Origin of the sequence: Devosia sp. (assembly GCF_014860165.1) — a bacterium.
Classification (GTDB): Bacteria; Pseudomonadota; Alphaproteobacteria; order Rhizobiales; family Devosiaceae; genus Devosia.
The window spans coordinates 1-24,044 of record NZ_JACZKG010000013.1; the positions used below are offsets into that span (position 1 = coordinate 1).

Genomic DNA, 24,044 nt, shown 5'->3' on the forward strand with positions numbered 1-24,044 from the left:
GGTGAACCGCCGGCTCAGCGGGGAGATCAACGAGGACCAGTTCAGGCCGCTGCGGCTGATGAACGGGCTCTACCTGCAGCTCCACGCCTACATGTTCCGCATCGCCATCCCGTACGGCACGCTGCGCTCGAAGCAACTGCGCAAGCTCGCCTATCTGGCGCGCACCTATGACCGCGGCTATGGCCACTTCACGACGCGCACCAACATCCAGTTCAACTGGCCCAAGCTGCGCGACATCCCCGACATGATGGAGCATCTCAACGAAGTCGAGATGCATGCCATCCAGACCTCGGGCAATTGCATCCGCAACGTGACGGCAGACCATTTTGCCGGCGCTGCCGCCGACGAGATCATCGATCCACGCCCGATAGCAGAAATCTTGCGGCAATGGTCAAGCCTGCATCCGGAATTCTCGTATCTGCCGCGCAAGTTCAAGATCGCCATCACCGGCGCTCCGAACGACCGTGCCGCCATCCGCTTCCACGATATTGGCCTGCAGGCAGCGACCAATGCCGCTGGCGATATCGGCTGGGAAGTCTGGGTCGGCGGTGGCCTCGGCCGCACGCCGATGATCGGCAAGCTGATCAACAGCTTCGTGCCCAACGAGCACCTGCTGGCCTATCTTGAGTCGATTATGCGCGTGTACAACCGCTACGGCCGCCGCGACAACAAGTACAAGGCCCGCATCAAGATTCTGGTGCACGAAGAAGGGCTTGAGACCATCAAAGGGCAGGTCGAGGCCGAGTTTGCCGAGGTCCGCGGTGGCGTGCTGACGCTGCCGGCAGAGGAAGTCGACCGCATCACCGCCTATTTCGCGCCGCCCCAGTTCAAGGCGCTGCCGGCGACCAAGATCGACGTGGCCTACGAGTCAATCATCGACCCGGCCTATGGCCGCTGGCTCGACAACAACATCAATTCGCATCGCGAGCCGGGCTATGCCTCGGTCACCATTTCGCTCAAGCCTGTCGGCGGCGCCCCCGGCGACGCGACCGACAAGCAGATGGACGATATCGCCGACATCGCCGAGCGCTATGCCTTCGACGAATTGCGGGTGACGCATGAGCAGAATATCGTGCTGCCGCATGTCGCCATCTCCGACCTGCGCGCCGTCTATGACGCGCTGGTGGCGACCGGCGTGGCCGAGGGTAATACGGGCCTGATCACCGACATGATCTGCTGCCCGGGCCTCGATTTCTGCGCCCTGGCCAATGCTCGGTCGATCCCGATCGCGCAGGAAATCTCGCGCAAGTTCGCCGAGCCTCAGCGCCAGGCGGAAATCGGCGACCTCAAGATCAAGATATCCGGCTGCATCAATGCCTGCGGCCACCACCATGTCGGCCATATCGGCATTCTCGGCGTGGAGAAGAAGGGCGGCGAGCTCTACCAGATCACGCTGGGTGGCGACGCCACCGAGCAGGCTTCGGTGGGCAAGATCATCGGACCCGGCTTCGAGGCCGAGCAGGTTCCCGGCGCCATCGAGACGCTGGTCGATACCTATATCGCGCGGCGCAACAGCGCCGACGAGACGTTCATCGAGGCCTATCGCCGCCTGGGCGAAGCGCCGTTCAAGGAGGCCCTCTATGGCAATGCCTAAGCTGGCGCCGGTTCAGCCCGCGCATGACAAGCTGCGCGCGCTGGGTATCCTGGCTCTTAACGGTATGTTCGACGAAATGGACGCCGTGGGCGTACTGCGCTACGCGGTCAGCGACGTCCTGCCCGGCGATCTGGCCATCGTCTCGTCCTTCGGCGCCGATTCCGCCGTGCTGCTGCATCTGGTTGCGCAGGTCGACCCATCCATGCCGGTCTATTTCCTCGAAACGGGCAAGCATTTCGCCGAGACGCTGGACTATGTCGAGACCCTCAAGAAGCACCTGGGCTTGATCAACGTCCACGCCATTCATCCCAATCCGGATGACGTCAAGCGCTTCGATCCCAATGGCGATCTGTGGGAGACGGACCCCGATTCCTGCTGCCATATCCGCAAGACGGAGCCGCTTGAGCCGATCACCGAGCAGTATGGCGGCTGGGTCACCGGCCGGAAGCGCTTCCAGACCAAGGAGCGCGGCGTGCTGCCGCATTTCGAGCTGACCAGCGATAATCGCATCAAGGTCAACCCTTTAGCCTATTTCTCCGACGTCGACGTCAACCAGTACAAGATCGACCACGGCTTGCCCGAGCATCCGCTGTTCGCTAAGGGCTACAAGTCGATCGGCTGCGCACCCTGCACCTCGGTTGTTGCCGAGGGCGAGGATCCGCGTGCCGGACGGTGGCGCGGTCTCAACAAGAAAGAGTGCGGCATCCATTTCGATTTCAACGGAGCGATTGCCTCGCCGATGACTGCCGCTGCCCGCCATACGCTGTGGAAGGACGGCGCCTTCATCGCCGACCCGTTCCACGAATGGACGGAGGAGAGCGGCCCGGCCACGGCAAGCTACCGCCATGTCCCGCTGCCGGTGTTCCTGGCCAACCGCGAAGCCTTCCTCGCCACCCAGCATCCGCTTGGATTGCTGATCGTGCCGGGTGATCGCGTCGAGGACGTGGAAGCCGACCTTGGCCGCTTTGCCTCGATCGCCATCAAGTTCCCGGCCTTCAGCGACGGTCGCGGCTATTCCACGGCGCGCCTGCTCGCAGAGCGTTACAAATATGCCGGTGAAATCAGGGCTGTAGGCGATGTGCTGCAGGATCAGATTCCGCATATGCGCCGCTGCGGCTTCAACGCGCTGGTCGTGACCCACGAACCGACCCGCGCGGCGCTGGTCGAGAACCGCCTGCCGGAAGTGGCGATCTTCTACCAGCCGGTGGGCACTACTGAGGTTCCCGTCGGCACCCGCCCCTTCCTTCGTCGCGTCTCCTAGGCTAAGCGGATCGCGTCGCACATCTTAACCTGGGGTGCTTGAACCCCGGCGAAAACGGACTTCGAGACGAAATGACCACTGAAATCACCACCGATGTCGTCGTCATCGGCGCGGGCCCCTGCGGGCTGTTCGCGGCCTTTGAGCTGGGCCTGCTCGATCTCAAATGCCATTTCATCGACATCCTGGATCGCCCCGGCGGCCAGTGCGCCGAGCTCTATCCGGAAAAGCCGATCTACGACATTCCCGGCTTCCCTGTGGTTACCGGCCAGCAGCTGGTCGACAACCTGATGGCCCAGATCGCGCCCTTTGCCCCCGAATTCCACTTCAATCGGATGGTCAATTCCATTGAGAAGCAGGAAGACGGCTCCTTCAGGCTGGCAACCGATGCCGACGAGATCTTCCACACCAAGATCGTGGTGATCGCGGCCGGCGGTGGCTCGTTCCAGCCCAAGCGCCCGCCGGTCGATGGCATCGAGGCTTTCGAGAACAAGTCGGTGTTCTATTCGGTCCGCAAGATGGACGATTTCCGCGGTCAGGACGTGGTGATCGTCGGCGGCGGGGATTCGGCGCTGGACTGGACACTGAATCTGCAGCCCATCGCGCGCTCGCTGACGCTGGTGCATCGCCGCGCCGTGTTCAAGGCGGCTCCGGCCTCGGTCAACAAGATGCAGGAACTTGTCGGCGAGGGAAAGATCAACTTCCTCACCGGGCAGATCGCCAAGCTCGACGGCGAGAATGGCCAGATCGACCATGTTCATCTCAGCACCGATGCGGGCGATCTCTCATTGCCGGCAACGCGTTTGCTGCCTTTCTTCGGGTTGACCATGAAGCTGGGTCCCGTTGCCGACTGGGGTCTTGAGCTCAACGACAACACCATTGTCGTGGACACCGAGAAATTCGAAACCTCCGTGCCGGGCATTTTCGCCATCGGCGATATCAACTGGTATCCGGGCAAGCTCAAGCTGATCCTGAGCGGCTTCCACGAGGCCGCGCTGATGGCGCAGGCCGCCAAGGCGATCGTCTCGCCGGGCGAGCGCGTGGTGTTCCAGTACACCACCAGCTCGACCAAGTTGCAGAAGAAGCTGGGCGTCGCCTAAGCCGAAATGTGCAGGATCTTCCCCTTGCGGGAAGGGCTTGTCCGGGGGTATGGACGCCCTCGAAGTTGAGGACCCATCCATGATTATCCACGTTACCGACCAGGCCGGTGAAACGCACCAGCTTGAGGGTCTCGAAGGCTGGCGCGTCATGGAGGTGATCCGCGACTGGGGCCTCAACATCAAGGCCGAGTGCGGGGGGGCACTGAGCTGCGCCACCTGCCACGTCTATGTCGACAAGGACTGGCTTGAAACCGTTGGTGCGCCCAGCGAGGAAGAAGAGGACATGCTCGACAGCGTCGGCGACGTCCGCTCCAACTCGCGGCTGAGCTGCCAGATCCTGTGCAGCGATGCCATTGACGGGCTCAAGCTGACCCTGGCGCCGAGCGCCGCCAAGGATTAGATTCACATCCACCCACACTCACGGGGTCATTCCCGCGCAGGCGGGAATCTCCGTTTGCGGTGGTATGTGAAACAGAGATTCCCGCCTGCGCGGGAATGACCCGGTGACGCGTATCGTCCGGCGCCGAACTACTCCGCTGCGACGCTGAGCGTGTCGCGCTCACCATGCCTGTCGATCCAGTTGGCGAAGCTATCGACGAACCCGGCCAGGAATGCCCGGCTCTGGTCGTCGGTGACTTCGAAATGCTCGTCGATCAGGCCCGGCTTGAACTGGAAATAGACCTCGGGCTGGCCCATCACCACAAAATCAAGCACCGGCAAGACGGCGCGCAGCTGGCTCTGGCCGGCCGCCGTGCCGACGCCGCCCGGGCTGGCGCCGGCAATGGCCAGTGGCTTGCCGGCCCAGGAATTCTGGCCATAGGGGCGCGATGCCCAATCCAGCGCGTTCTTGATGATAGCGGGGAACGAGCGGTTGAATTCCGGCATCACGATCAGCACGGCATCGGCGGCCTCGACTCGATGCTTGAGGTGGGTGACGGCGGCGGGCGGGTTGTCCCACAGGTCGTTGTTGTAGAAGGGCAGGGCAGCGATATCGAGATAATCGAAGCGCAGGCGACCCTCGCCCAGCTTTTCGAAGGTCTTGGCCAGCGTCTTGTTGATCGAGTTTTCGCTCAGGCTGCCGAGCAGGACGGCGACGTTTTTCATGTCAGTACCCGTGGTATCTGTTGGTGACTGACGCTATATGAGTGACTGTCAAAAACGCCACAAGACGGCACTTTTTCGATACGCGAGGTACAAAAATGAAACCTGTCGATCTCGAACTTCACCACGACTGCCGCCCGGTCGGGGAGATTTTGAACCAGATCGGCGGCAAGTGGACGGTGCTGATCATCAACATGCTCAGCGGCGGTCCAATGCGGTTTTCAACGATCAAGCGGATGGTCGGGGGCATCAGCCAGAAGGTTCTCACCGCGACCCTGCGGGACCTGGAAATGGATGGCTTCGTTACCCGCACGGTGACGCCGTCAATCCCGCCACGCGTCGACTACGAACTGACCGAACTCGGTCGCGACCTGCAAAAGCCGCTCGACCTTCTGGGTAAGTGGGCCGTCGACAACCGCCCCAAAGTGCTGGCGGCACGGGAGCGATATTTCGCCGCCAATCCCGAGGCCCTGCCAACGCGCAAGGGCCGGGTCGCCCCAAGGCAGCAGTTGGCCGCTGCCGAATAGCTATGGAGCGGCGTCGCCGGTGAGCTTGGTCAGTTCGGGGATGAAGTCGCGCACCACAGGCTGCGGCTGCGTCTCGAAGGGCAGCGGTCGAACGACCCGCATGGCAGCGATGCCGACGCGCACGGTCATCAGGCCATTGACGACGCCCTCTCCGAGACGCGCCGAGAGTTTGGCAGCGATGCCCTGGCCCACCAGCTGTTCGACTATGCCATCGGTCAGCACCAGGCCGCCGGTGACGGCCAGATGCGCCAGCACGGCACCGGTGAGCCGCCAGAAGCCGAAGAAGCCCGGGCGGGCCCCGTAGAGGGCCGCAATCGCACCGGCAAGGCGGATGCTCTCATAGATCACGAAGGCGATGTCGACCAGCGCACGGGGCGACACGGCAGTCACCAGGGCGACGCGGCGGGCCGAAGCGGCTGTCAGCGCCTTGGCACGGGCATCCAGCGGGGTCATCAGGCTGCGCTCGGCCAGGGCGATGATTTCGTGACCATCAAGCAGATGCGGCAGGTGGTCGGCCACCGATTGGCGGGCGCGGGCGAGATCGGGGCGGTCGGCATAGATGCCGGCGAGGCTGCCGACGACATGTTTGGCGCGATGGCTGTCATTTTCTGCTGTTGCCAGGGCGGCGTCGCGGCGTAGCGCGTCGAGCACGCGCAGGCGGCGCAGGGCGAAGACTTCTCGCGCCGCCAGGGCCAGTATGGCGACGACGAAGACGCCGAGCACGCCAAGCCCCAGCCAGCCGAGCCACGCATTGGCGGCAAACAGGTCGCGGATCAACCGGTCGGCGGCAAGGCCCAGGCCGGCGGAGACGAGAATGCCGCCCGCGGTCCAGGCCAGACGGCCGACCCAGCCCATGCGGCGGGGAGGGGGTGCCACCAGCCTCTCATCGGCAACCGGGTCAAAGTCGGGCTCGGCAATCGCCACCTGGGCGGGTGCGAAGGCACGCGGGGCGCGGTTGGTGACTTCGGTGTCTGCTGCCGGGGTTGTGGCGGTGGGGCGGGCAACGGGCCGTTTCATGCGAGCCAGTCTCCCAGCAGATAATCCAGCGCCCGGTCGAAGCGGATATGGGGCAGGACCACATCGCCGTTGGCGTTGCGGTCGAGTTTTTGCGGTGGCGTGAAGCGCAGGAAGTTGAGCGAGACCGGCGTTCCGTCCTCGAACAGTGAATCCGGGCGCTCCGGCAAGTCCCCGGGAAACAAGGCGATTTCGGTCTTGCCGTCATAGATGGTGCCGTCGAGTTCTTCCCCGGCCATGGGCGTGCCGATGATGGTCGACAAGGTCTCGCCGGCCTCGACTATGGTGCCCTCGCGCGTCGCCCTTATGCCCGCCAGGGCGATGGGGCGCGCCTCAGCTCCGGCAAAGCGGGCGCGTTTGGCGGCATTGGCCACCAGCCGGTTGAGAATGGCTTCCAGTCGGTCATGGCTGGTGTGGTGAACGTGGTCGGCCTTGGTCGCGGCGAACAGGATGCGGTCGATGCGGCGCACGAACGGGCGGAGCAGGGGATTGGTTTCGCCCTGACGGAAGCAGCCCAGTACGGCGGTGAGTGCGGTCTCCAGATCGGCCACCGCGGCCGGCCCTGCATTGAGCGCGCGCAGCGTGTCGACCAGCACGATCTGGCGGTCGAGCCGGGCGAAGTGGTCGCGGAAGAAGGGGCGCACGACCCGATCCTTATAGGCCTCGTAGCGGTGCTCCAGCATGGCGTGGAGGCTGTTGCCGCGCATGGTCTGCTGCTGATGGGGCAGGGGTGCGAAGGTCAGCGCCGGGGAGCCCTCGAGATCGCCTGGCAGCAGGAAACGGCCCGGCGGCAGCGTGGACAAGGCGCCATGCTCGCGACTGCGCCGCAGGTATTCGGTAAAGGCGGCGGCCAGCCGTTCGGCATCCGGATCGTTGGCGTCCTTGTGCGGATCGATGCTGTCGAGCAGGTCGAGGAAGGGACCCGCTTCCTTTCCCGAGCCCGGGCGCCGGGCCCGTTCCAGTGCTTCCGCGCTCCATTCGGCAAAGCTCAGGCCGAGCAGCGGCAGGTCGAGCAGCCATTCGCCGGGATAGTCGACGATGTCGAGATTGAGCGTCGATGGGCCGGTCATGCCGGAATACCAGTTCTTCGACTGGTATTTGAGGACGATGCGAAGCTGGGAGATGCGCCGCGTGCTTTCGGGCCAGGTCGGCGTCTTGCCGGTCAGGGCCTCCAGATGCTGTTCATAGGCAAAGCGCGGGACAGTGGCATCGGGATATTCCGCGAGCCTGGCGCCGATGAAGCGACCCTCGGCCAGCGGGGTGAAGCCGGGCAGGCGGCCGCCGGTCAGCAGATTGTGCACCAGAGCGGTGATGAAGATGGTTTTGCCGGCCCGGCTGAGGCCGGTCACGCCCAGACGCAGCGTGGGGGTAAACGCGCCGGTGGCGGCGTCCGCAAGGTTGGAGAGGGCGATGCCCAGTTCGTCGACGATGGTCGTGGGTGGCTGGGGCACGCTGGGGTCTCACTTGTCCGTCCGCAAGATAGGGATTTGTGGAGACGGTTCAAGCGGCTGGGCTCCGCCATGGCGGAGCCCTTGATGTCAGGCCTTGCCTGTCCCGATCTCCGCCATGTCGTATGGGGTCGTCTGGTAGATCTCGTTGATCCAGTTCTGGAACAGCAGGTGGGCATGGCTGCGCCAGCGGTTTTCCGGCGTGGCTGACGTGTCGCCATTGGGAAACAGGTTGGCCGGCGGTGGCGTGTCGAGGCCGGCCTTGATGTCGCGCTCATATTCATCCGCCAGCGAGCGGTTGTCATATTCGAGGTGATTGAGGAAATGCACTGCGCGGTGCTTCGCGTCGCCCAGCATGCAGACCCCGATCTCCGGGTTGTCGATCAGGATTTCGAGGTCGGGGCCCAGCGAGGTCCGGTCGATGTCGTTGTAGCGCGACACCGGAATCATCGGGCTGTCGGAAAAGCCGCGCAGATAGGGCGAGCGCGGGCTGACCACCTGGTGGCGGAACACGCCGAAGGCCTTTGACGGCATGCGGTAGCGCACAGCCCCATGGAAATGGTGCAAGGCGGCCTGGGCGCCCCAGCAGATGAACATGGTGTGGTGCACATTGGTCTGCGTCCAATCCATGATCTCGACCATTTCGGGCCAGTAGCGCACCTCCTCGAAAGGAATATTGGCAATGGGCGCGCCGGTGACGATGAAGCCGTCGAACTTGGCGCTGCGGACCTCTTCCCAGGTTTTGTAGAAGGTCTTGAGGTAGTCCTCGGAGGTGTTCTTGGACTGGTGGTCGGTGACGCGCACCAGCGTCAGTTCCACCTGCAGCGGCGTCGAACCGATGAGGCGGGTGAACTGGGTTTCAGTGCGCTCCTTGTTCGGCATCAGATTGAGCAGGCCGATGGAGAGCGGGCGGATGTCCTGCCGCGCGGCGCGCGTTGAGTCCATCACATAGACGCCCTCGTCCTCAAGGGTCTTGCGGGCAGGCAGGTTGTCGGGAATTCGTATAGGCATATCAGCCTCTTGAGCGAGTTTGATCGAAAAGCGATTCAGGCGGTGCGCGTCTCCCCGAAGGAAGCGCGCTAGCGCATTCGCTGTTCGATGGCGGCCGCCATGAGATCGATGAATTCATCACCGTCGCGCACCGTCGCCAGGTCCGAAGCCTCCACCACATAGCCGAAATTGTCGGCCAGTGCCTGGTAGCGCGGCAGCCGGTCATGCAGCAGCGCCTCGAAGCCCCAGGCGCCGAAGCCCAAGGGATCGACGTCGCAGTCTTCCACGATGCCGTTGATCAGCTTGTACTCGGCCCATTTCTCCAGGAGGAAGGGCGGGCGGTAATACATCGGCTTGGGTGACTGCTTGAAGCGGCGGACCAGTTCGGCCGTGTCCTTGTCGGTCCCGCGGATGTAGAGCAGCGCGGTGGAAGCGGCCAAGGTCTTGACCACCGGGTCTTCGGGGTTCGCGGGGTCGATGACCTCGATCAGCGAGCCGCCGGTATCGGCGATGAAGTCGTCGTAGCCGTAAAGCGCCTTGGCCCGTTCGATGAAATACGGCACGTCCTGGAGCGCTGCGATTTCGGCCACCCGATGCTGCTCCTGGCGCCGCTGGTATTCGGGCAGCGGCAAGCCGCCCTTGTCGGGGTTGCCGGGCGTGCCGAGGTAGGTCGAGAGCGGATCGAGGTTGTCGAAGGTGATGTTGGACGAGATGTAGATCGAGTCCGAGCGCAGCAATTCCGCCAGGAACGGCACCTTCATGGCCTCGCGCTTGAAATTGTCGACGATGTACTCGCCCATGTAGCGCGTGCCGATGCGATAATCGGCCGAGTAGTGAAACCACTTGCTGGCGCGCAGCATGCTGCTCAGCCGGGTCTTGCCGACGCCGGCCATGCCGAACACGGTCACCGCGCGGCGCGGCGCTTTCACAAACTCATCGGCACTAGTGAACAGCATGGAATGACCCGGAATTGCAGGCTTCTGCATTACTGCAAGCGCCCCGCCTCCACAAGCAGGCGGCAAAATCTGCCGGTGGCTCGGACTCAATTGCCGGGATGTTGCCACATTCGCGGGCATCGGGCCGGAATAACCCAATCAAATCAAGGGAAAGGCGAGTTGGCATCGCGTTTGCATTGTTCCTGGTGAACGCGTCCGACGACGCAAACGGGTTTTACGGAGTATCACATGGGCATTTATGGCGCTCTTTCCAGTGCGGTGACCGGGCTGCGGGCCCAGGCACATGCCTTGGAGAACATTTCGGGCAATATCGCGAACTCGCAGACCACGGGTTACAAGCGCATCGAGACTGACTTCCTCGACCTGATCCCCGATGCTCCGATCTCGCGCCAGGTTCCCGGCGCCGTGCTGGCCCAGTCGCGCGGCACCAACAATGTGCAGGGCGACATCAAGACGGTTTCGGACGAAACCTTCATCGCCCTCAACTCCAACGGCTTCTTCGTCGTCGAGCCCAAGATCGGCCAGTCGGACGGCAATGCCGTGTTCGCCGGCACCAACTTCTACACCCGCCGCGGCGACTTCGAGATCGACAAGGACGGCCTGCTGGTCAACGGCGCGGGCTACTACCTCAAGGGCCTGCCGATCGACACCCTGACCGGCAATATTTCCGGCTCCGTGCCCGAGGTGATCAAGCTTTCGAACAACTTCCTGCCGGCGCAGGCGACCACCCGCGTCAACTACCAGGCCAACCTGCCGCAGCTGCCCAAGAACACCGGCTACAACCCGACCATCTACAATAGCGAGCTATTGGAAGCCGCCGACTATATTGCGGGTTCGACCACCGCATCGCGCACCGGCACGGTTGCCCTGGTGGGCGGCAACGACGCTGACACGGTCATGACGGCCGGCGAATCCATCACCGTCACGGTCAATGGCACTGCGGTGAAGTTCGATTTCTATGATGGCGACCTGGGCCCCTATGCCGGCACCGATACCGGCATCAACATCAAGAACAGCGCCCCGGCCATTACCATCACCCAGGCACTGGCGGCGATGCAGGCGGGCCTGCGTTCGGCTGGCGGGCCGGCGGCGACCTCCGCCACCGTGGCCCTCAACGGCGCCAACAACCTGGAAATCACGCTCGGTACCGACTATCACGCCTCCTTCTCTGTCGCTGGCTCGGCCGGCACCATGGCGGCGCTGGGCATGACAGCCGGCGCGTCCTCTGCCCCAACCCGACCGGCTGTCGCCACCGTTTCGGCGGACCTCGACGCGGAGTTCAAGGCGAACTCGGTCGCGGGTGGCGCCATCACCGTCTATGCCGAGAACGGCGCGCCCGCCAACGTCCAATTGCGCTGGGCCAAGGTGGATAGCGCGGCTGCGGGCGGGGTGGACACCTGGAACCTGTTCTACATGTCCAACAGCGAAGCCACCGGCACGTCGCCGATGTGGACCAATATCGGCCAGACCTACTCTTTCTCTGGCGACGGTTCGCTCGTGCCCCCTGGCGTGCCCACCGCGACGATCAACAACCTGACCGTCAACGGCGTCAACCTGGGTACGGTCGAACTCAAGCACGACACCAATGGTGTTTCCCAGTTCGCCGACGTGAACGGCACGGTGAACGTGTCGACCTTGAACCAGAACGGCTATGGCGCGGGCGAGTTCGTTTCGGTCGCCATCAATGACAATGGCCGCGTTGTGGCCACCTATTCCAATGGCGAGCGTATCGACATGGCGCAGGTGGTGACGGCGGAATTCAACGCCATCAACAAGCTGAAGCGCCTTGATGGCGGTGTGTTTGCGACGACCTCGGAATCGGGCGAAGCCATCCTCGACCTCTCGGGCTCGGGCGTCATCGGCGGGGCGCTTGAAGCCTCCAATACCGATATCTCGGACGAGTTCACCAAGCTGATCGTGACGCAGCAGGCCTATGCGGCCGGTACGCGCATCGTCACCGCCGCCGACAAGATGCTGCAAGAAGCGCTCAACATGATCCGCTGAGGCGGAGCTCGCCAGTAGCGGTCCGGGACCAGGGGTTCCGGGCCGGATTTCTCAGTTTGGAGTCCTCCTGAATGGGTCTGACAACGTCACTTACCAACGCTGTGTCCGGTCTGCGCGTCAATCAGGACTCCATCGACATCCTGAGCCGCAACATCGCCAATTCGGGCACGCCCGGATACCACCGGCAGTCGCTCAACATTCTCGACTACAATTCCCAGGACAGCAGCTACGCCCGCTCGGTCGGCACCAACCGCGCCTTCAATTCCAGCCTGCAGGCCTATTACACGCGCCAGGTGTCGGACACGGCCAATTCCAGCGTGAGCGCCAGCTATCTCGACCGGTTGCAGGGATTTCTGGGCAAGCCCGGTACCGCAGGCTCACTCGATACCGTCTTTAGCGGATTGCAGAACGCCCTGCAGGGCATCGCCACCAGCCCCGATGACTACAATTCCCGCGCGCAGGCCGTATCCGCCGCGCAGAGCATGGTGGAGACGCTCAACCGCCTTTCCACCACCGTCCAGGGCATGCGCCAGGAGACGGAAGGGCAGATAGCGTCCAACGTTCACAACCTCAACGGCATGTTGAACTCCCTCGCCGAGGTCAATCACCGCATGCTCGACCTGGGCATGACCGAAACCGCGCGCGCCGCGCTGCTCGATCAGCGCGACCGGCTGGTAAGCTCGGTCGCCGAGATGATCGACGTGCGAGCCGACTACCGTGCCGACGGTACGGTGGCGCTGATGACGCGCTCGGGCGTGGGGCTGATCGACAATGGGGTCTCGACCTTCAAGTTCGAGAGCGCCGGCAACCTGTCCCCCAATTCGATCTTCGATCCCGACCCGACGCAGACCAAGGTCGGCAAGATGACGCTGACGACCCCCTCGGGCCTCACCATCGATCTGGTGACGCAGGGCGTCTTGCAGGGAGGCGAACTGGGCGGCCTGGTGACGCTGCGCGACCGGACGCTGGTCGAGGCGCAGGAACAGCTTGACCAGATCGCCGCCGGTCTGGCGCTTGCCTTTTCGACCAACAAGAGTGCCGGCGTGGCCGCCACCAGCGGTGCGGCCACAGGGCTCGATGTCGATATTTCCAACCTGGCGCCGGGCAATGATGTCCTTCTGACCTATGCCGAAGACGGCGTGGAGAAGCGCGTCCGCATCATCAATACGAGCCAGGCGTCGGACTATGTGGACGCCTCCGGCCAGCGGGTCATCGGCGTCGATTTCTCGACAGGCGCGGCAGCCGTTGCCGCGGCGCTGGATGCCAAGCTGCCCAACCTCGATATCAGCAGCACCGGCGCCAACAACCTGCGTATTCTGGACGATGGTGCCGCCGGCAGGACTGACGTCCGCACCGCGGTCGCGCGCTCGAGCTCGACAGGGCTGCAGGGCACCGGTCTCGGTCTCAACCTGTTCGTGGACCAGGGCAACAAGGCCTTCACCAATAATCTCGATACCGACCCGCAGCAGATCCAGGGCTTTGCGGCACGCATCTCGATCAATCCGGCCGTCGTCGCCGACAATCGCCTGCTGGTGCAGTATGAAGTCGGCGGCACGCTGGGCGATTCAGACCGCGCCGACTACGTCATCGATCAGCTCAACAAGATGCAGTTCGTGTCCGGCGGCAACCCCGCCGCCAATACCGGGCGGTTCCAGCTCACCGGCAACCTCAGCGAGGTCATCTCGCAGATCGTCGGCTTTCAGGGTTCGACCGTCAACGCGGCCATCAGCAAGCGCGACGATCGCCAGCTGACCCTCGATACCATCGTCGACCAGATGCAGAGCGAATATGGCGTCAATGTCGATGAGGAAATGGCTCGCCTGATGGAGCTGCAGAATGCCTATGCCGCCAATGCGCGTGTGGTTTCCGTCGTCAAGGAACTGCTCGATGCCCTGCTGGCTGCGACGTGACGGTGAAGGAGTAGCGTAAGATGATCGTCAACAAATCCATGTTCCCGCTTCAGACCGGGTTCGGCGTCATCTCCCAGATGCAGGACAAGTTCGCCACGCTGCAGATGCAACTGGGGACGGGCAATAAGGCGTCCAAGCTGTCCGAGATGGGGCGGGACCTGCCCATGTCGCTGTCGGTGCGGGCGCGCCTGGGCAAGATCGAGGGCTTCTCGGCCAATATCGACACGGTCAACCTGCGCCTGAGCTTCCTCGACAAGACAGTCACCCGGCTGGACGCCATGGAGGCCGAGGCCCGCAATGCTGCGGTGCAGGGGCAGTACGGCACCAACAATATCAACATGGCGACCTTGCCCGGCCTGTCCAAGGCACGGCTGGATGAGCTCGTGACCCTGCTCAATTCCGATGTCGCGGGGCGCTACCTGTTCGGGGGCTCAAACACCGACCGCCCGCCACTGCCCGACACCAATGTGCTGCTCGATGGGCAGGGGGGCAAGGCCGGTTTCAAGACCGTCCTCAACGAGCGCAAAGCCGCCGATATCGGCGATGACGGCATGGGGCGGCTGGATTCGACCCTGGTTGTCGGGGCTCCGCCGGTGCCGGGCCCGGCAACCGCCTCGGTGCTGACCCTCAGCGAAGACGGGGTGCATCCGTTTGGCTACAAGCTCTCGACCATCTCCACCACAGCGGCGCCTTCGGCATTGACCTACACGTCCCCGGTGGCTTCCGTGCCGCCGGTGGCCAAGAATCTCACGGTCACCTTCCAGCCGGATCCGGCCGAGCAGGTGAGCTCGGGTCAGACCATCACGATGGGCTTCACCTTGCCCGATGGTACCGAAACGCAGATCACGCTGCGGGCGACGACCGCGGCCGAGTCCACTGGCGGTACCGATGAGTTCATCATCGGTGCGGATGCCAGCGTGACCGCCACCAACTTCCAGGCGGCGCTCAACGCCAAGCTGGTTTCTGTGGGCGAAACCCAACTCTCCGGAGCGTCGAATTTCGCAGCGGCAGCCAATTTCTTCAACGGCGCGGGGGAGCCCGTGCTGCGCGTCCAGGATGGCGGTGGCGGCTTCGGCAATGCGACATCGCTGCGCGTCGCCGACGCGACCGATACCATCATGTGGTATACCGGCCAGTCGCCGGCGATCGCCGGAGAAGGCCTGGGTCGCATGCAGATCGGCACCAACACGGCCACCAATACCGTGTCGCTGACCGAGACCGCGCCTGTCTCGGCCAACCATGGCTTCCAGATCACCAGTGTTTCCGCCAGCACGGCCAATATCACCACGGCCTATACAGCGGCCGATCCCAGCGTGGCCGCTGCGACCTTCGCCGCCAATCCGGCTGCAGGCGAGGCGGTGCAGATAACGCTGACCGAGCCCAGCGGCGCCACGCGTGTGCTGGCGCTGACGGCGGTGACCGGCAAGGCCGGCGCAGGCCAGTTCACGATCGGCGCCACTGTCGCCGAAACCACCGCCAATTTCGCCAAGGCGCTGAACGTGGTAGCGGCAGAAGCCGCGATGACGGCCGAGGGCAACCCGCGCCAGAGCGTTACGGCCCAGGTGGATGACGCCACTCGCGTTGCCTATGGCATCCAGGGCAATGAATCGGGCCTGCTCAACCTGGTGCGCACGATGGCCTCGCTATCGGTCGAGACTTACCCTACCGAAGAGAACATCCTGGCCTCGCGTGAGCCGATGCGGCTGGCTGCCATGGCCCAAACCAACCCCGCAACACGCGCTGCAGACCTTGCCGCCTATGAAAAGGCCGTTGTCGCGGATCGCCGCGCCGCCAATGGTCGGTTCGACGCCATGGCGACCCGGCAGCAGGCGCAGCTATCGGAGGCGCACAACGCCGAGCGCGGTTCGGTGGAAATCCTGACCATGGAACTGGCCGTGGCCCGTATTTCGCTCAACACCTCGTCCGAGCGCCACGTCAACTACAAGGCGCAGCTCGACAACCTGCTCAGCGATGTCGAGACCGTCAGCAAGGAAGACGTGGCGATGGAGATCCTAGCGTTGCAGACCCGCTTGCAGGCGAGCTACCAGGCGACCTCGATGGTGAGCCAGTTGAGCCTGGTCAACTTCCTCTAGCGCGCCGCACAGTCGACAAGCAAAAACCCCCTCGGCACTGCCGAGGGGGTTTTGTTATCAGGCAAACTTGCGTTCAGCTGCCGCGCAGCCCGGCGGCGATCTGGCGATTGAGTCGCACCAGCACATCGAGCTGCTGGGGCTGTGGATTGAGGTCGAGCAGGATTTCGCGGGTCTGGTTCATGATGAACATGCCCAGATTGGCGATGTTCTGGCGGATTTCGGCGGGGAGGGGGCTGTCGTCCTTGGTCACGGCTGCCATGAATATCGTCCAGATCTTGCGGTTGAAGGTCAGCGCCGCCCTCAGGTCCTGATCGGTGCCAGTCGCCCACTCATCCTTCACCCGCTGTAGGCCGGCTGCCGCCTTCATCAGGAGCGCTGATTCACGCTCCCGGGCCGACTCAACGATTTTCGTCGTCTGCTGGTAGGCTTGTGCGCCTTGCTGATGCATGAGAAAGCAGTTCCTGTTCGTACTCTGTCAGCCGCTGTGCAGCCTTCAGAGCTTTGTACAGAGCCCCAGTTAATATCTCGTTATTGATTTGGTTAATGATGTCTGCGGCCGACGGCACGGCCTCCAGGAAGTCCCTGGACAGCTCGGTATAGGCGGTCCGCGCCGCGTCCGAATCCTCGTCGATATACATCAGCTGGATCGCCAGGTAGATGCGCTTGGCCGGTGTCGTCGCCGTCTCGGATGTCAGGATATCCTTTTCGCGCAGGATCGGCGCCCGTCCTTCGATGAAGAGGCGGGTCCGCTGGTCCGAGTTGGTGATGATGCAATTGCCCACCAGCAGCTTTTCGCCGGGCTTTAGTTCGACCTTGAGTGCCATTCGGCCAGCCTCCGCGACTCGTAACTCGTCCTGATTGGTCTAGCTCGCCAACATGGCGAAAACAATGAAGGCGGGCACATGGCCCGCCTTCGGTCGTGTTCGTCCTGAATGGAGCGTTTACCGCAGGAGCTGCAGGATCGACTGATCGGCCTGGCTGGCCAGCGACAGCGAGTTCTGCGACAGCTGCTGGCGGGTCTGCAGGGCCAGCAGGTTGGCAGCCTCGGTGTTCATGTCGGCCAGCGTCAGGTTGCCGGCGCCGGTTTCGAGCGTATCGATCATCGCTGTCGTAAACGATTTGCGGTTCTGCACGATCGACAGGTTCGAGCCGAAAGTCGAGGCCTGCGAGCGAACCTCGTCCAGTGCAGCCTTCACATCGTTCAGCAGGCCGTCGATGGTGCCATCGCTGTCGAGCTGCTTTTCCTCGAGCTGGGTGGGCACGCCAAGATTAAAGGCGTTGATGGTCTCGCCATTCTCGGTCTGGATGTCGATGGACGACGTGCCAGTTTCGTTGAAGGTGATAGCCAGTTTGTCGCCGCGCAGCAGGTTGATACCGTTGAACGAGGCGTCGTCGGCGAGCTTGTCGAGCTGGTCGCGCAGTTCGTTGAACTGATCGGCCAGGCCGGCGCGCACCGTGTTGCCGGCGATTTCGGTGAGTGCGACGGCCGAACCGGTCACGGCGCCACCGGTGGCACCGGCGATCGAGAGCGGCTGGGTCGACTGGTTCTCGATACGCAGGCGTCCGTTGTCGTTGGAAGCGCGGATATTGCCCTTCAGATCGGCGTTGGCATTGATCTCACTGACCAGGGTATCGACGGTCTTGACGGCGAACATCTGGTTGACGGCGGTCACAGTGCCCGACGAGATGATACCGTTGGTCGAGGTCGTCGTCGTGGTGGCGCCACGGCCGAGAGCAGTGCCCAGGGCAGCGTCGCTGGTTTCAACGGTGAAGTTGCGACCATCGTCACGGGTGAAGTTGATACCGGCGGCAGCGCCGGCAAGCGTGAAGCCAGCGGTAGCACCGGCCGCGATGAGGGCGGCCTTCTGGCCGGTCGCGGAGGCGGTGAAGGTGTAGCTTGCGGTGTCGCCGCCTTCGCTGGTGAAGGTTACGGTCTTGCCCGCCAGGGCCGACATGTCAGGATCAGCAGCAGACCAGTCGGTACCACCGGCAGCCACCAGGGTCGCGTCGGTATTGGCAGTTGCTGCACCGGCGGTGAGACCAGCGAACTGAGCAGCCGTACCACCCAGGGTGAGGGACTCACCCTTGGAGCTTTCGATCCGCAGCTGGCCATCGACAACAACGGCCTGGACGCCGCCATCACCGCCGGTAACACCGTCGAGGGCAGCGTTGATCTTGTCTGCGGAGGTCTGGGCGGTGTCGCCCTTGACCAGGGCAATGGAGACGGCGGCGTTGGCGTTGAGGCTGGTGGCCTGGACGGTGACCGTACCGGCGAAGCCGAGGCGGCCGTTGCCGCCAACGAAGCCGTTGTTACCGGTCTTGGTGCCGCTGTGGATCGAGACAGACTGGGCCGTGGTGAAGGCGCCACCGCTGAAGGTTAGGTTCTCGGCTGCGGCTGTGCCGACGGTAGCCGGATCGACCGACATTGAAGTGGTCTGGAAGGACTTGTCCTGGCGAGCTTGGCGCAGGGTCGACTGCATCGATTCCAGCGTCTTGGTCATGGCGCTAAGGCCATTGTCTGCTGCTTCGAGCGTCTGAATGCCATTGGCCATGGAGTCGATCAGCGCGCCGAGATCGCTGGCGCGATTGGTGAGCCCCTTGGCTGTGAACCAGCTGGAGGGATTGTCCAGGGCCGAGTTCACCTTGTTGCCGGTGGCGAGACGATTTTGCGTCGTCGTCATCATGTCGGCGGTGCTCTTGAGCGAGAGTAGGTTCGACCGAACGGCCTTTGAAAGGGAGATATCCGACATTTGTGCAATCCTTGCCATGGGCCCGTCTCGGCCCCTTGCAACAAGTGTTAACAGCGGTTCCTTAAAGGGGCGTTAACCATGCGGATTGACAGCTCATAAACCATATGAGCTGCGGGAGCTGCGGCGCAAAAGAGAAGGGGCGGGTCTTGCGACCCGCCCCATTCCTTTGATCTGTAAGGCTTTTCCGAATTAACGGATGAGCTGCAGGATCGACTGGTCGGCCTGGCTGGCCAGCGACAGCGAGTTCTGCGACAGGGACTGACGGGTCTGCAGAGCCAACAGGTTCGCAGCTTCCGTGTTCATGTCGGCCAGCGTCAGGTTGCCGGCGCCGTCTTCCAGCGTGTTGATCATCGAGTTGGTGAAGGTCTGGCGATTCTCGACGATGGACAGGTTCGAACCGAAGGACGAAGCCTGCGACCGCACTTCGTTGAGAGCGGACTTCAGCTTGCCCAGTTCGGCGTCGATGGTGGTGTCGCTGTCGAGATCCGAAGCTTCCAGGGTGGTGGAAACACCCAGGTTGGCCGAGTTGATGGTGTCACCGTCTTCGGTCTGGATGTCGATGGACGACGTGCCAGTTTCGTTGAAGGTGATAGCCAGCTTGTCGCCGCGCAGCAGGTTGATACCGTTGAACGAGGCGTCGTCGGCGAGCTTGTCGAGCTGGTCGCGCAGTTCGTTGAACTGATCGGCCAGGCCGGCGCGGACGGTGTTACCGGCCACTTCGGTCAGGGCAAGAGCAGCACCGGTCACGGCACCACCGGTGGCACCGGCGATTTCAAGCGCCTTGGTTGACTGGTTTTCGATACGCAGCTTGCCGTTATCGTTGGAAGCACGGATCTTGCCGGTCAGGTCGGTGTTGTCGTTGATCTCGCTGACGAGCGCATCGACGGTCTTGACCGCAAATTCCTGGTTGACGGCGGTCACAGTGCCCGACGAAATCACACCGTTGGTGGAGGTCGTCGTCGTGGTGGCGCCACGACCGAGGGCAGTGCCCAGGGCAGTATCGCTGGTCGTAACGGTGAAGTTACGGCCATCGTCACGGGTGAAGTTCACACCAGCGGCAGCGCCGGCAAGCGTGAAGCCAGCGGTAGCACCGGCCGCGACGAGAGCGGCCTTCTGGCCAGTCGCGGAGGCGGTGAAGGTGTAGGTTGCGGTATCGCCACCTTCGCTGGTCATGGTGACCGTCTTGCCGGCCAGGGCCGACATATCCGGATCGGCAGCCGAGAAGTCGGTACCGCCGGCAGCTACCAGGGTCGCGTCGGTATTGGCAGTTGCTGCACCGGCGGTGAGGCCGGCGAACTGGGCTGCGGTACCGGCGAGAGTGAGCGTTTCACCCTTGGAGCTTTCGATCTTGAGCTGGCCGTCGACGACCGAGGCCTTGACGCCACCATTGCCACCGGCTGCACCACCGAGAGCGGTGTTGATCTTTTCGGCCGAAGTGGCGGCGGTGTCGTCCTTGGTCAGCGAGACGGTGACGGCAGCGTTCGAGTTCAGGCTGGTGGCCTGGACGGTGACCGTGCCGGCGAAGCCGAGGCGACCATTGCCACCAACGAAACCGTTGTTACCGGTCTTGGTGCCGCTGTGGATCGAGACCGACTGGGCCGTGGTGAAGGCACCACCGCTGAAGGTCAGGTTCTCGGCTGCAGCAGTACCGACAGTCGCGGCGTCAACCGACAGGGACGTGGTCTGGAAGGACTTGTCCTGGCGAGCCTGACGCAGGGTCGACTGCATGGATTCCAGGGTCTTGGTCATGGCGCTGAGGCCATTGTCCGCAGCTTCAAGCGTCTTGACGCCGTTGGCCATGGAGTCAAGCAGGGAACCAAGGTCGCTGGCGCGGTTGGAAAGGCCCTGGGCGGTGAACCAGCTGGAGGGATTGTCCAGAGCCGAGTTCACCTTGTTGCCGGTGGACAGACGGTTCTGGGTGGTTGCCATCATGTCGGCAGTGCCCTTGAGGGACAGCAGGTTCGAGCGGACGGCTTTGGAGAGGGAAATGTCGGCCATTTGAGAGTCCTTTTCTAGGATTACGCAAACTAAAAGCGCCTCTTCCTGAGGCATCCCGACCTTCAACCGGCAGGCTCTAAAGAAGGATTAAGCGGCTGATGAATATTTGGGCAAATTGCACTTGATTAGAAACCGGCGAAAAAACAAAAGCCCCGGAATCCGGGGCTTACATGTGTCTTCCATGCGGTGTGGCGGTGAGGTCGCGTTAACCTAGGCGATCATATCCTTGAGCCGCGCTTCGGACTCGGGCGGAAGCGGGATCGAGCCGATGCGCATGATCACCTCTTCTATGGTCGTGGGCGCGGGCGGCATGGCGCCGGCAATGACTGCGGCGGCGAACATGGAGGCGGCGCCGTAGCGCTCGGGCTCCGGTGCCGGTTCGGCGGGCGGGTCTTGCCGCGGAAAGCTGCCCTGGTCGCTGGCGCTGGAATTCTTGGGCGCCGGCGGGGTGCTGTCGGGCAGCATGCTGCGCTCCCCGGAAATGGGTTTGGCGCGGTAACTGTGAAGGCCGACGCTGCCTGTAGAAAGCGGATCGGCCGTGATTGCGGTGATCATGACGCTGTCCTTGCATCCACGAATGCCAGTGGCACCATAAATCTACCGCGATTTCCGCTCCATTATCGATATCGTCTGCAATTGATGTAAATGGAGTCTAAATCAAAGAGCTCGGTTGACTGCGATGCCGCGGGCGGATGCTGCCGGGTCTGCTGTGATTGCGCCACCCCGCCCGTAAGTCTTCGCCCGGTTTTGTTGTCCGACGATCTTGGCGACATCTGTCAGCAGGTCTTCGGTCACCATGCGGGCGGTTGCCAATACGCGCAGGTTCTCCGCCATCTGGGTGGCGAGGCGCTCATGGCCGAGGCGAAGGCGCTCGACGGCCGCGGGTGCCTGCGCCTTGAGGCGGTCTCCCTGGCGCTGCACCGAGCGGGCAAATCCAACATAGTCCTGCGCCAGCCGCGCCTTCTCGGGCGTCAGCGTGCTGGCCTGCCGCATGTGGCCGGCCCGGAGGAGGGTGGTCTCCTGATTCATCACGTCGACCAGTGCGGCCAGCGCGATTTCGGCCATGCGGCAGAGCTCGTCGGCCGGCAGGCTGTCGAGGGCGGCGAGGCGTGCGGCTGCGGTCATTTATAGGCTCCCGGCAAGATGGTGTTCTGGTTATTGGCGGCTTCCTGCATGGCGAGCAGGTCTGGCAGCAGTTGTTCGGCGATCCCAAGGCCACCGTTCTGCGCCATGTTGGCGGCAAGCTGTTCGGCCTGCATGGAGCGCCAGGTCTCTTCGCCGAAGCCACCGCCCATGACGCTCTCGTCGGTCTTGATGGAGGAGAAGAGTTCCTTGGTCAGCGTATTGAGGAACACGCCCTCGAAGTCTTCGGCCTGCTGGCGGACCCTGGCGATCTGCGCGGGGGTGAGGCTGGCGCCGGGCTGCGTGCTGGACTGGATCATCACAGCACCTCGATCTCGGCTTGCAGGGCGCCGGTGGCCTTGATCGCCTGAAGGATGGCGATCAGGTCGCGGGGCGAGATGCCGAGCGCGTTCAGGCCATCCACCAGTTCCTGCAGCGTCACGGACTCATTGACGATCGAGAGCGCCGTCTCGGAGAGGTTGGCATTGAGATTGGTATTGGGCTCCACCGCCGTCTGCCCCAGGCTCAGGGGGTTGGGCTGCACGACGGTAGGATCCTCGGCGATGGTCACGGTCAGGTTGGACTGGGCCACGGCCACGCTCGACACGCGCACGTCCCGGCCCATGACGATGATCCCCGAATTTTCGTCGATGACGATCTTGGCCGTCTGGTCGGTCTCGACCATCAATTGCTCTATGTCGGTGAGCAGGTCGACGATATTGCCATTGAAACCGTGGGGCAGGGTCAGTCGCACCGTGGCAGGATCTTCGGGCGTGGCGGTGGGGGCGCCGATGAAGTCGTTGACCGCCAGGGCGATGCGGCGCGCCGTTGTCAGGTCCGGATTGCGCAGGGCCAGGCGCAGCGAAGTCTGGCTGCCGAGGTGGAAGTCGATCTCGCGCTCGATCAGCGCACCCGAGGAGATCCGGCCGGTGGTGGGGACGCCCGAGATGATGGTGGCCGCGTCACCCTCGGCCTTGAAGCCGTTGATGGCGACCGAACCCTGCGCGATGGCATAGACTTCGCCATCGGCGCCCAGCAGTGGCGTTACCAGCAGTGTACCGCCCTGCAGGCTGTCTGCATCGCCCAGCGCGGCGACCGACACATCCATGCGCGAGCCCTGCGTGGCAAACGGGGGCAGGTTGGCGGTCACCATCACGGCGGCGACATTGGCGGTGCGCACGTTCTCGCCGGCGGTGTTCACCCCCAGGCGTTCCAGCATGGATTGCAGCGACTGCTTGGTGAAAGGCGAGTTGTTGAGGCTGTCACCGGTGCCGTTGAGCCCGACCACCAGGCCATAGCCGACCAGCTGGTTCTCACGGACGCCTTCAAAATCCACAATATCCTTGATGCGGGCGGCTGCCGCATGCGTCTCGAGAGTGGGCAGCAGCACCATCGAAATGGTCAGCGCCCCTGCGATCAGCCTGTGCAGCAGTGATTTGGTCATCCGGCATCCCCGTCGTCTGGCCGTGCCATCCCCATGGCGCAGCGTTCGGTGGTCACGTTGCGAAAACCGTGCCACTCGGACTTGTTTCGGCTAGAGCGTTGAAACTTATACGGTTTGTCGGTCGCTGCCGTCCGCCGATGTCGGCCGCAAGGCGCTGGTGAGCAATTCTTGCCGGGCTCATTAAGGCCTTGTTAACGGCTGGCGGCAGATTTTGCCGGGGACGGCAGTGAACTGATTTGAGTCCAGCCTTGCGCATCGACACCAGCAACCGAACGACAGGCGTTGGCCGCGGCAATGCCGCCGGCCGCTCCGGCTCAGGTGTGGACTTCGTGCCCGCCGGCGGTGACGCACCAGCTCGGGTAGCCGGAAACACGCCAGCCCAGGGGCTCACCGGTATAGAGGCCATCCTGGCATTGCAGGCCGCGGGCGAGCCGCTCACCGGGCGAAAGAAGGCCATACGCCGCGGCGCCTCGCTTCTGGACAGCCTCGATGACCTCAGGACGGACCTGCTGATCGGGCGGATCGATGCCGAAAAGCTGGATCGTATGGCGGCCATGTTGTCAGAGGCACGCGAACGATCGGTTCCGGGCCTTGATGCCCTGCTCGACGACATCGAGCTGCGGGTGAGGGTGGAACTGGCCAAGGTCGGACGTTTTCCGGCCAGTTAGGTGCCGGTCATCAAAATGTTGTCAGTATTGCGCTATGCGCCTGACGGGCCGGAACTTTCCCGTGTTA

General features: G+C 63.3%; 22 protein-coding genes. 9 read left to right on the forward strand and 13 right to left on the reverse strand.

Going from position 1 to position 24,044, the window contains the following annotated elements; genetic code table 11:
* From IH615_RS02980 to IH615_RS02995, 4 genes are all read left to right on the forward strand, one after another.
* The coding region (locus IH615_RS02980; RefSeq protein WP_291359681.1) for a nitrite/sulfite reductase at positions 1 to 1,594 on the forward strand (1,594 nt) is incomplete at its 5' end.
* Positions 1,581 to 2,855 (forward strand): phosphoadenylyl-sulfate reductase, encoded by a 1,275-nt coding sequence (locus IH615_RS02985; protein ID WP_291359683.1) that lies wholly within the window; start codon positions 1,581 to 1,583, stop codon positions 2,853 to 2,855. The genes IH615_RS02980 and IH615_RS02985, both read left to right, overlap by 14 nt.
* 71 nt (positions 2,856 to 2,926) lie before the next feature.
* Complete coding sequence (locus IH615_RS02990; protein ID WP_291359685.1) at positions 2,927 to 3,952, forward strand: NAD(P)/FAD-dependent oxidoreductase; 1,026 nt, start codon at positions 2,927 to 2,929, stop codon at positions 3,950 to 3,952.
* A gap of 79 nt (positions 3,953 to 4,031) precedes the next feature.
* Positions 4,032 to 4,352, forward strand: a complete 321-nt coding sequence (locus tag IH615_RS02995) for a 2Fe-2S iron-sulfur cluster-binding protein (protein ID WP_291359686.1) — start codon at positions 4,032 to 4,034, stop codon at positions 4,350 to 4,352.
* A 128-nt stretch (positions 4,353 to 4,480) separates the two neighbouring features.
* On the opposite strand, the gene IH615_RS03000 is transcribed toward IH615_RS02995, so the two are convergent.
* Positions 4,481 to 5,056 carry an NAD(P)H-dependent oxidoreductase gene (locus IH615_RS03000; protein ID WP_291359688.1) on the reverse strand — a complete coding sequence of 192 codons (576 nt, stop codon included), beginning with the start codon at positions 5,054 to 5,056 and terminating at the stop codon, positions 4,481 to 4,483.
* A 95-nt stretch (positions 5,057 to 5,151) separates the two neighbouring features.
* Here IH615_RS03000 and IH615_RS03005 point away from each other — a divergent pair, with 95 nt between their 5' ends.
* The gene (locus IH615_RS03005) at positions 5,152 to 5,580 is read left to right on the forward strand and encodes a helix-turn-helix domain-containing protein (RefSeq protein WP_291359690.1); all 429 of its coding nucleotides are present in this window, start codon (positions 5,152 to 5,154) and stop codon (positions 5,578 to 5,580) included.
* On the opposite strand, the gene IH615_RS03010 is transcribed toward IH615_RS03005, so the two are convergent.
* The 4 genes from IH615_RS03010 to IH615_RS03025 form a co-directional block, all read right to left on the reverse strand.
* Positions 5,581 to 6,597: a TIGR01620 family protein gene (locus tag IH615_RS03010; RefSeq protein ID WP_291359692.1), complete on the reverse strand. Its 1,017-nt coding sequence runs from the start codon at positions 6,595 to 6,597 to the stop codon at positions 5,581 to 5,583.
* A complete protein-coding gene (locus IH615_RS03015) occupies positions 6,594 to 8,045 on the reverse strand; it encodes a YcjX family protein (RefSeq protein WP_291359694.1) in 1,452 nt (483 codons plus the stop codon). The genes IH615_RS03010 and IH615_RS03015 overlap by 4 nt, the downstream gene beginning before the upstream one ends.
* Positions 8,046 to 8,132: 87 nt before the next feature.
* The gene (gene metA / locus IH615_RS03020) at positions 8,133 to 9,053 is read right to left on the reverse strand and encodes a homoserine O-succinyltransferase (protein WP_291359695.1); all 921 of its coding nucleotides are present in this window, start codon (positions 9,051 to 9,053) and stop codon (positions 8,133 to 8,135) included.
* Positions 9,054 to 9,121: 68 nt separating this feature from the next.
* Positions 9,122 to 10,018 (reverse strand): ATPase, encoded by an 897-nt coding sequence (locus tag IH615_RS03025; protein WP_291359697.1) that lies wholly within the window; start codon positions 10,016 to 10,018, stop codon positions 9,122 to 9,124.
* 198 nt (positions 10,019 to 10,216) lie between these two features.
* Between IH615_RS03025 and IH615_RS03030 the strand changes: the two genes are divergently transcribed.
* The 3 genes from IH615_RS03030 (at position 10,217) to IH615_RS03040 (ending at position 15,995) form a co-directional block, all read left to right on the forward strand.
* Complete coding sequence (locus IH615_RS03030; protein ID WP_291359699.1) at positions 10,217 to 11,992, forward strand: flagellar hook-basal body complex protein; 1,776 nt, start codon at positions 10,217 to 10,219, stop codon at positions 11,990 to 11,992.
* Positions 11,993 to 12,063: 71 nt separating this feature from the next.
* Positions 12,064 to 13,902, forward strand: a complete 1,839-nt coding sequence (gene flgK, locus IH615_RS03035) for a flagellar hook-associated protein FlgK (RefSeq protein ID WP_291359701.1) — start codon at positions 12,064 to 12,066, stop codon at positions 13,900 to 13,902.
* Between the two features lie 20 nt (positions 13,903 to 13,922).
* Positions 13,923 to 15,995 (forward strand): hypothetical protein, encoded by a 2,073-nt coding sequence (locus IH615_RS03040; RefSeq protein WP_291359703.1) that lies wholly within the window; start codon positions 13,923 to 13,925, stop codon positions 15,993 to 15,995.
* 73 nt (positions 15,996 to 16,068) lie between these two features.
* On the opposite strand, the gene flaF is transcribed toward IH615_RS03040, so the two are convergent.
* The 8 genes from flaF to IH615_RS03080 all read right to left on the reverse strand — a co-directional run bounded on the left by flaF (position 16,069) and on the right by IH615_RS03080 (position 23,258).
* Positions 16,069 to 16,443, reverse strand: a complete 375-nt coding sequence (gene flaF / locus IH615_RS03045; RefSeq protein WP_291359705.1) for a flagellar biosynthesis regulator FlaF — start codon at positions 16,441 to 16,443, stop codon at positions 16,069 to 16,071.
* Entirely contained in the window at positions 16,394 to 16,819 is a 426-nt protein-coding gene (gene flbT / locus IH615_RS03050; protein ID WP_291359706.1) for a flagellar biosynthesis repressor FlbT, read from the reverse strand. Before flbT ends, flaF begins: the two co-directional genes overlap by 50 nt.
* 117 nt (positions 16,820 to 16,936) lie before the next feature.
* Positions 16,937 to 18,745: a flagellin gene (locus tag IH615_RS03055; RefSeq protein WP_291359707.1), complete on the reverse strand. Its 1,809-nt coding sequence runs from the start codon at positions 18,743 to 18,745 to the stop codon at positions 16,937 to 16,939.
* Positions 18,746 to 18,934: 189 nt separating this feature from the next.
* On the reverse strand, positions 18,935 to 20,743 hold the full coding sequence (locus tag IH615_RS03060) for a flagellin (RefSeq protein ID WP_291359708.1): 1,809 nt from the start codon (positions 20,741 to 20,743) through the stop codon (positions 18,935 to 18,937).
* Positions 20,744 to 20,953: 210 nt separating this feature from the next.
* Positions 20,954 to 21,298: a hypothetical protein gene (locus IH615_RS03065; protein ID WP_291359709.1), complete on the reverse strand. Its 345-nt coding sequence runs from the start codon at positions 21,296 to 21,298 to the stop codon at positions 20,954 to 20,956.
* Positions 21,299 to 21,400: 102 nt separating this feature from the next.
* A complete protein-coding gene (locus IH615_RS03070; RefSeq protein WP_291359710.1) occupies positions 21,401 to 21,868 on the reverse strand; it encodes a flagellar protein FlgN in 468 nt (155 codons plus the stop codon).
* On the reverse strand, positions 21,865 to 22,185 hold the full coding sequence (locus IH615_RS03075; protein ID WP_291359711.1) for a rod-binding protein: 321 nt from the start codon (positions 22,183 to 22,185) through the stop codon (positions 21,865 to 21,867). Before IH615_RS03075 ends, IH615_RS03070 begins: the two co-directional genes overlap by 4 nt.
* Positions 22,185 to 23,258 carry a flagellar basal body P-ring protein FlgI gene (locus IH615_RS03080; protein WP_291359741.1) on the reverse strand — a complete coding sequence of 358 codons (1,074 nt, stop codon included), beginning with the start codon at positions 23,256 to 23,258 and terminating at the stop codon, positions 22,185 to 22,187. The genes IH615_RS03075 and IH615_RS03080 overlap by 1 nt, the downstream gene beginning before the upstream one ends.
* Before the next feature lie 299 nt (positions 23,259 to 23,557).
* Here IH615_RS03080 and IH615_RS03085 point away from each other — a divergent pair, with 299 nt between their 5' ends.
* Positions 23,558 to 23,977: a flagellar assembly protein FliX gene (locus IH615_RS03085; RefSeq protein WP_291359712.1), complete on the forward strand. Its 420-nt coding sequence runs from the start codon at positions 23,558 to 23,560 to the stop codon at positions 23,975 to 23,977.
* Positions 23,978 to 24,044: the final 67 nt, after the last annotated feature.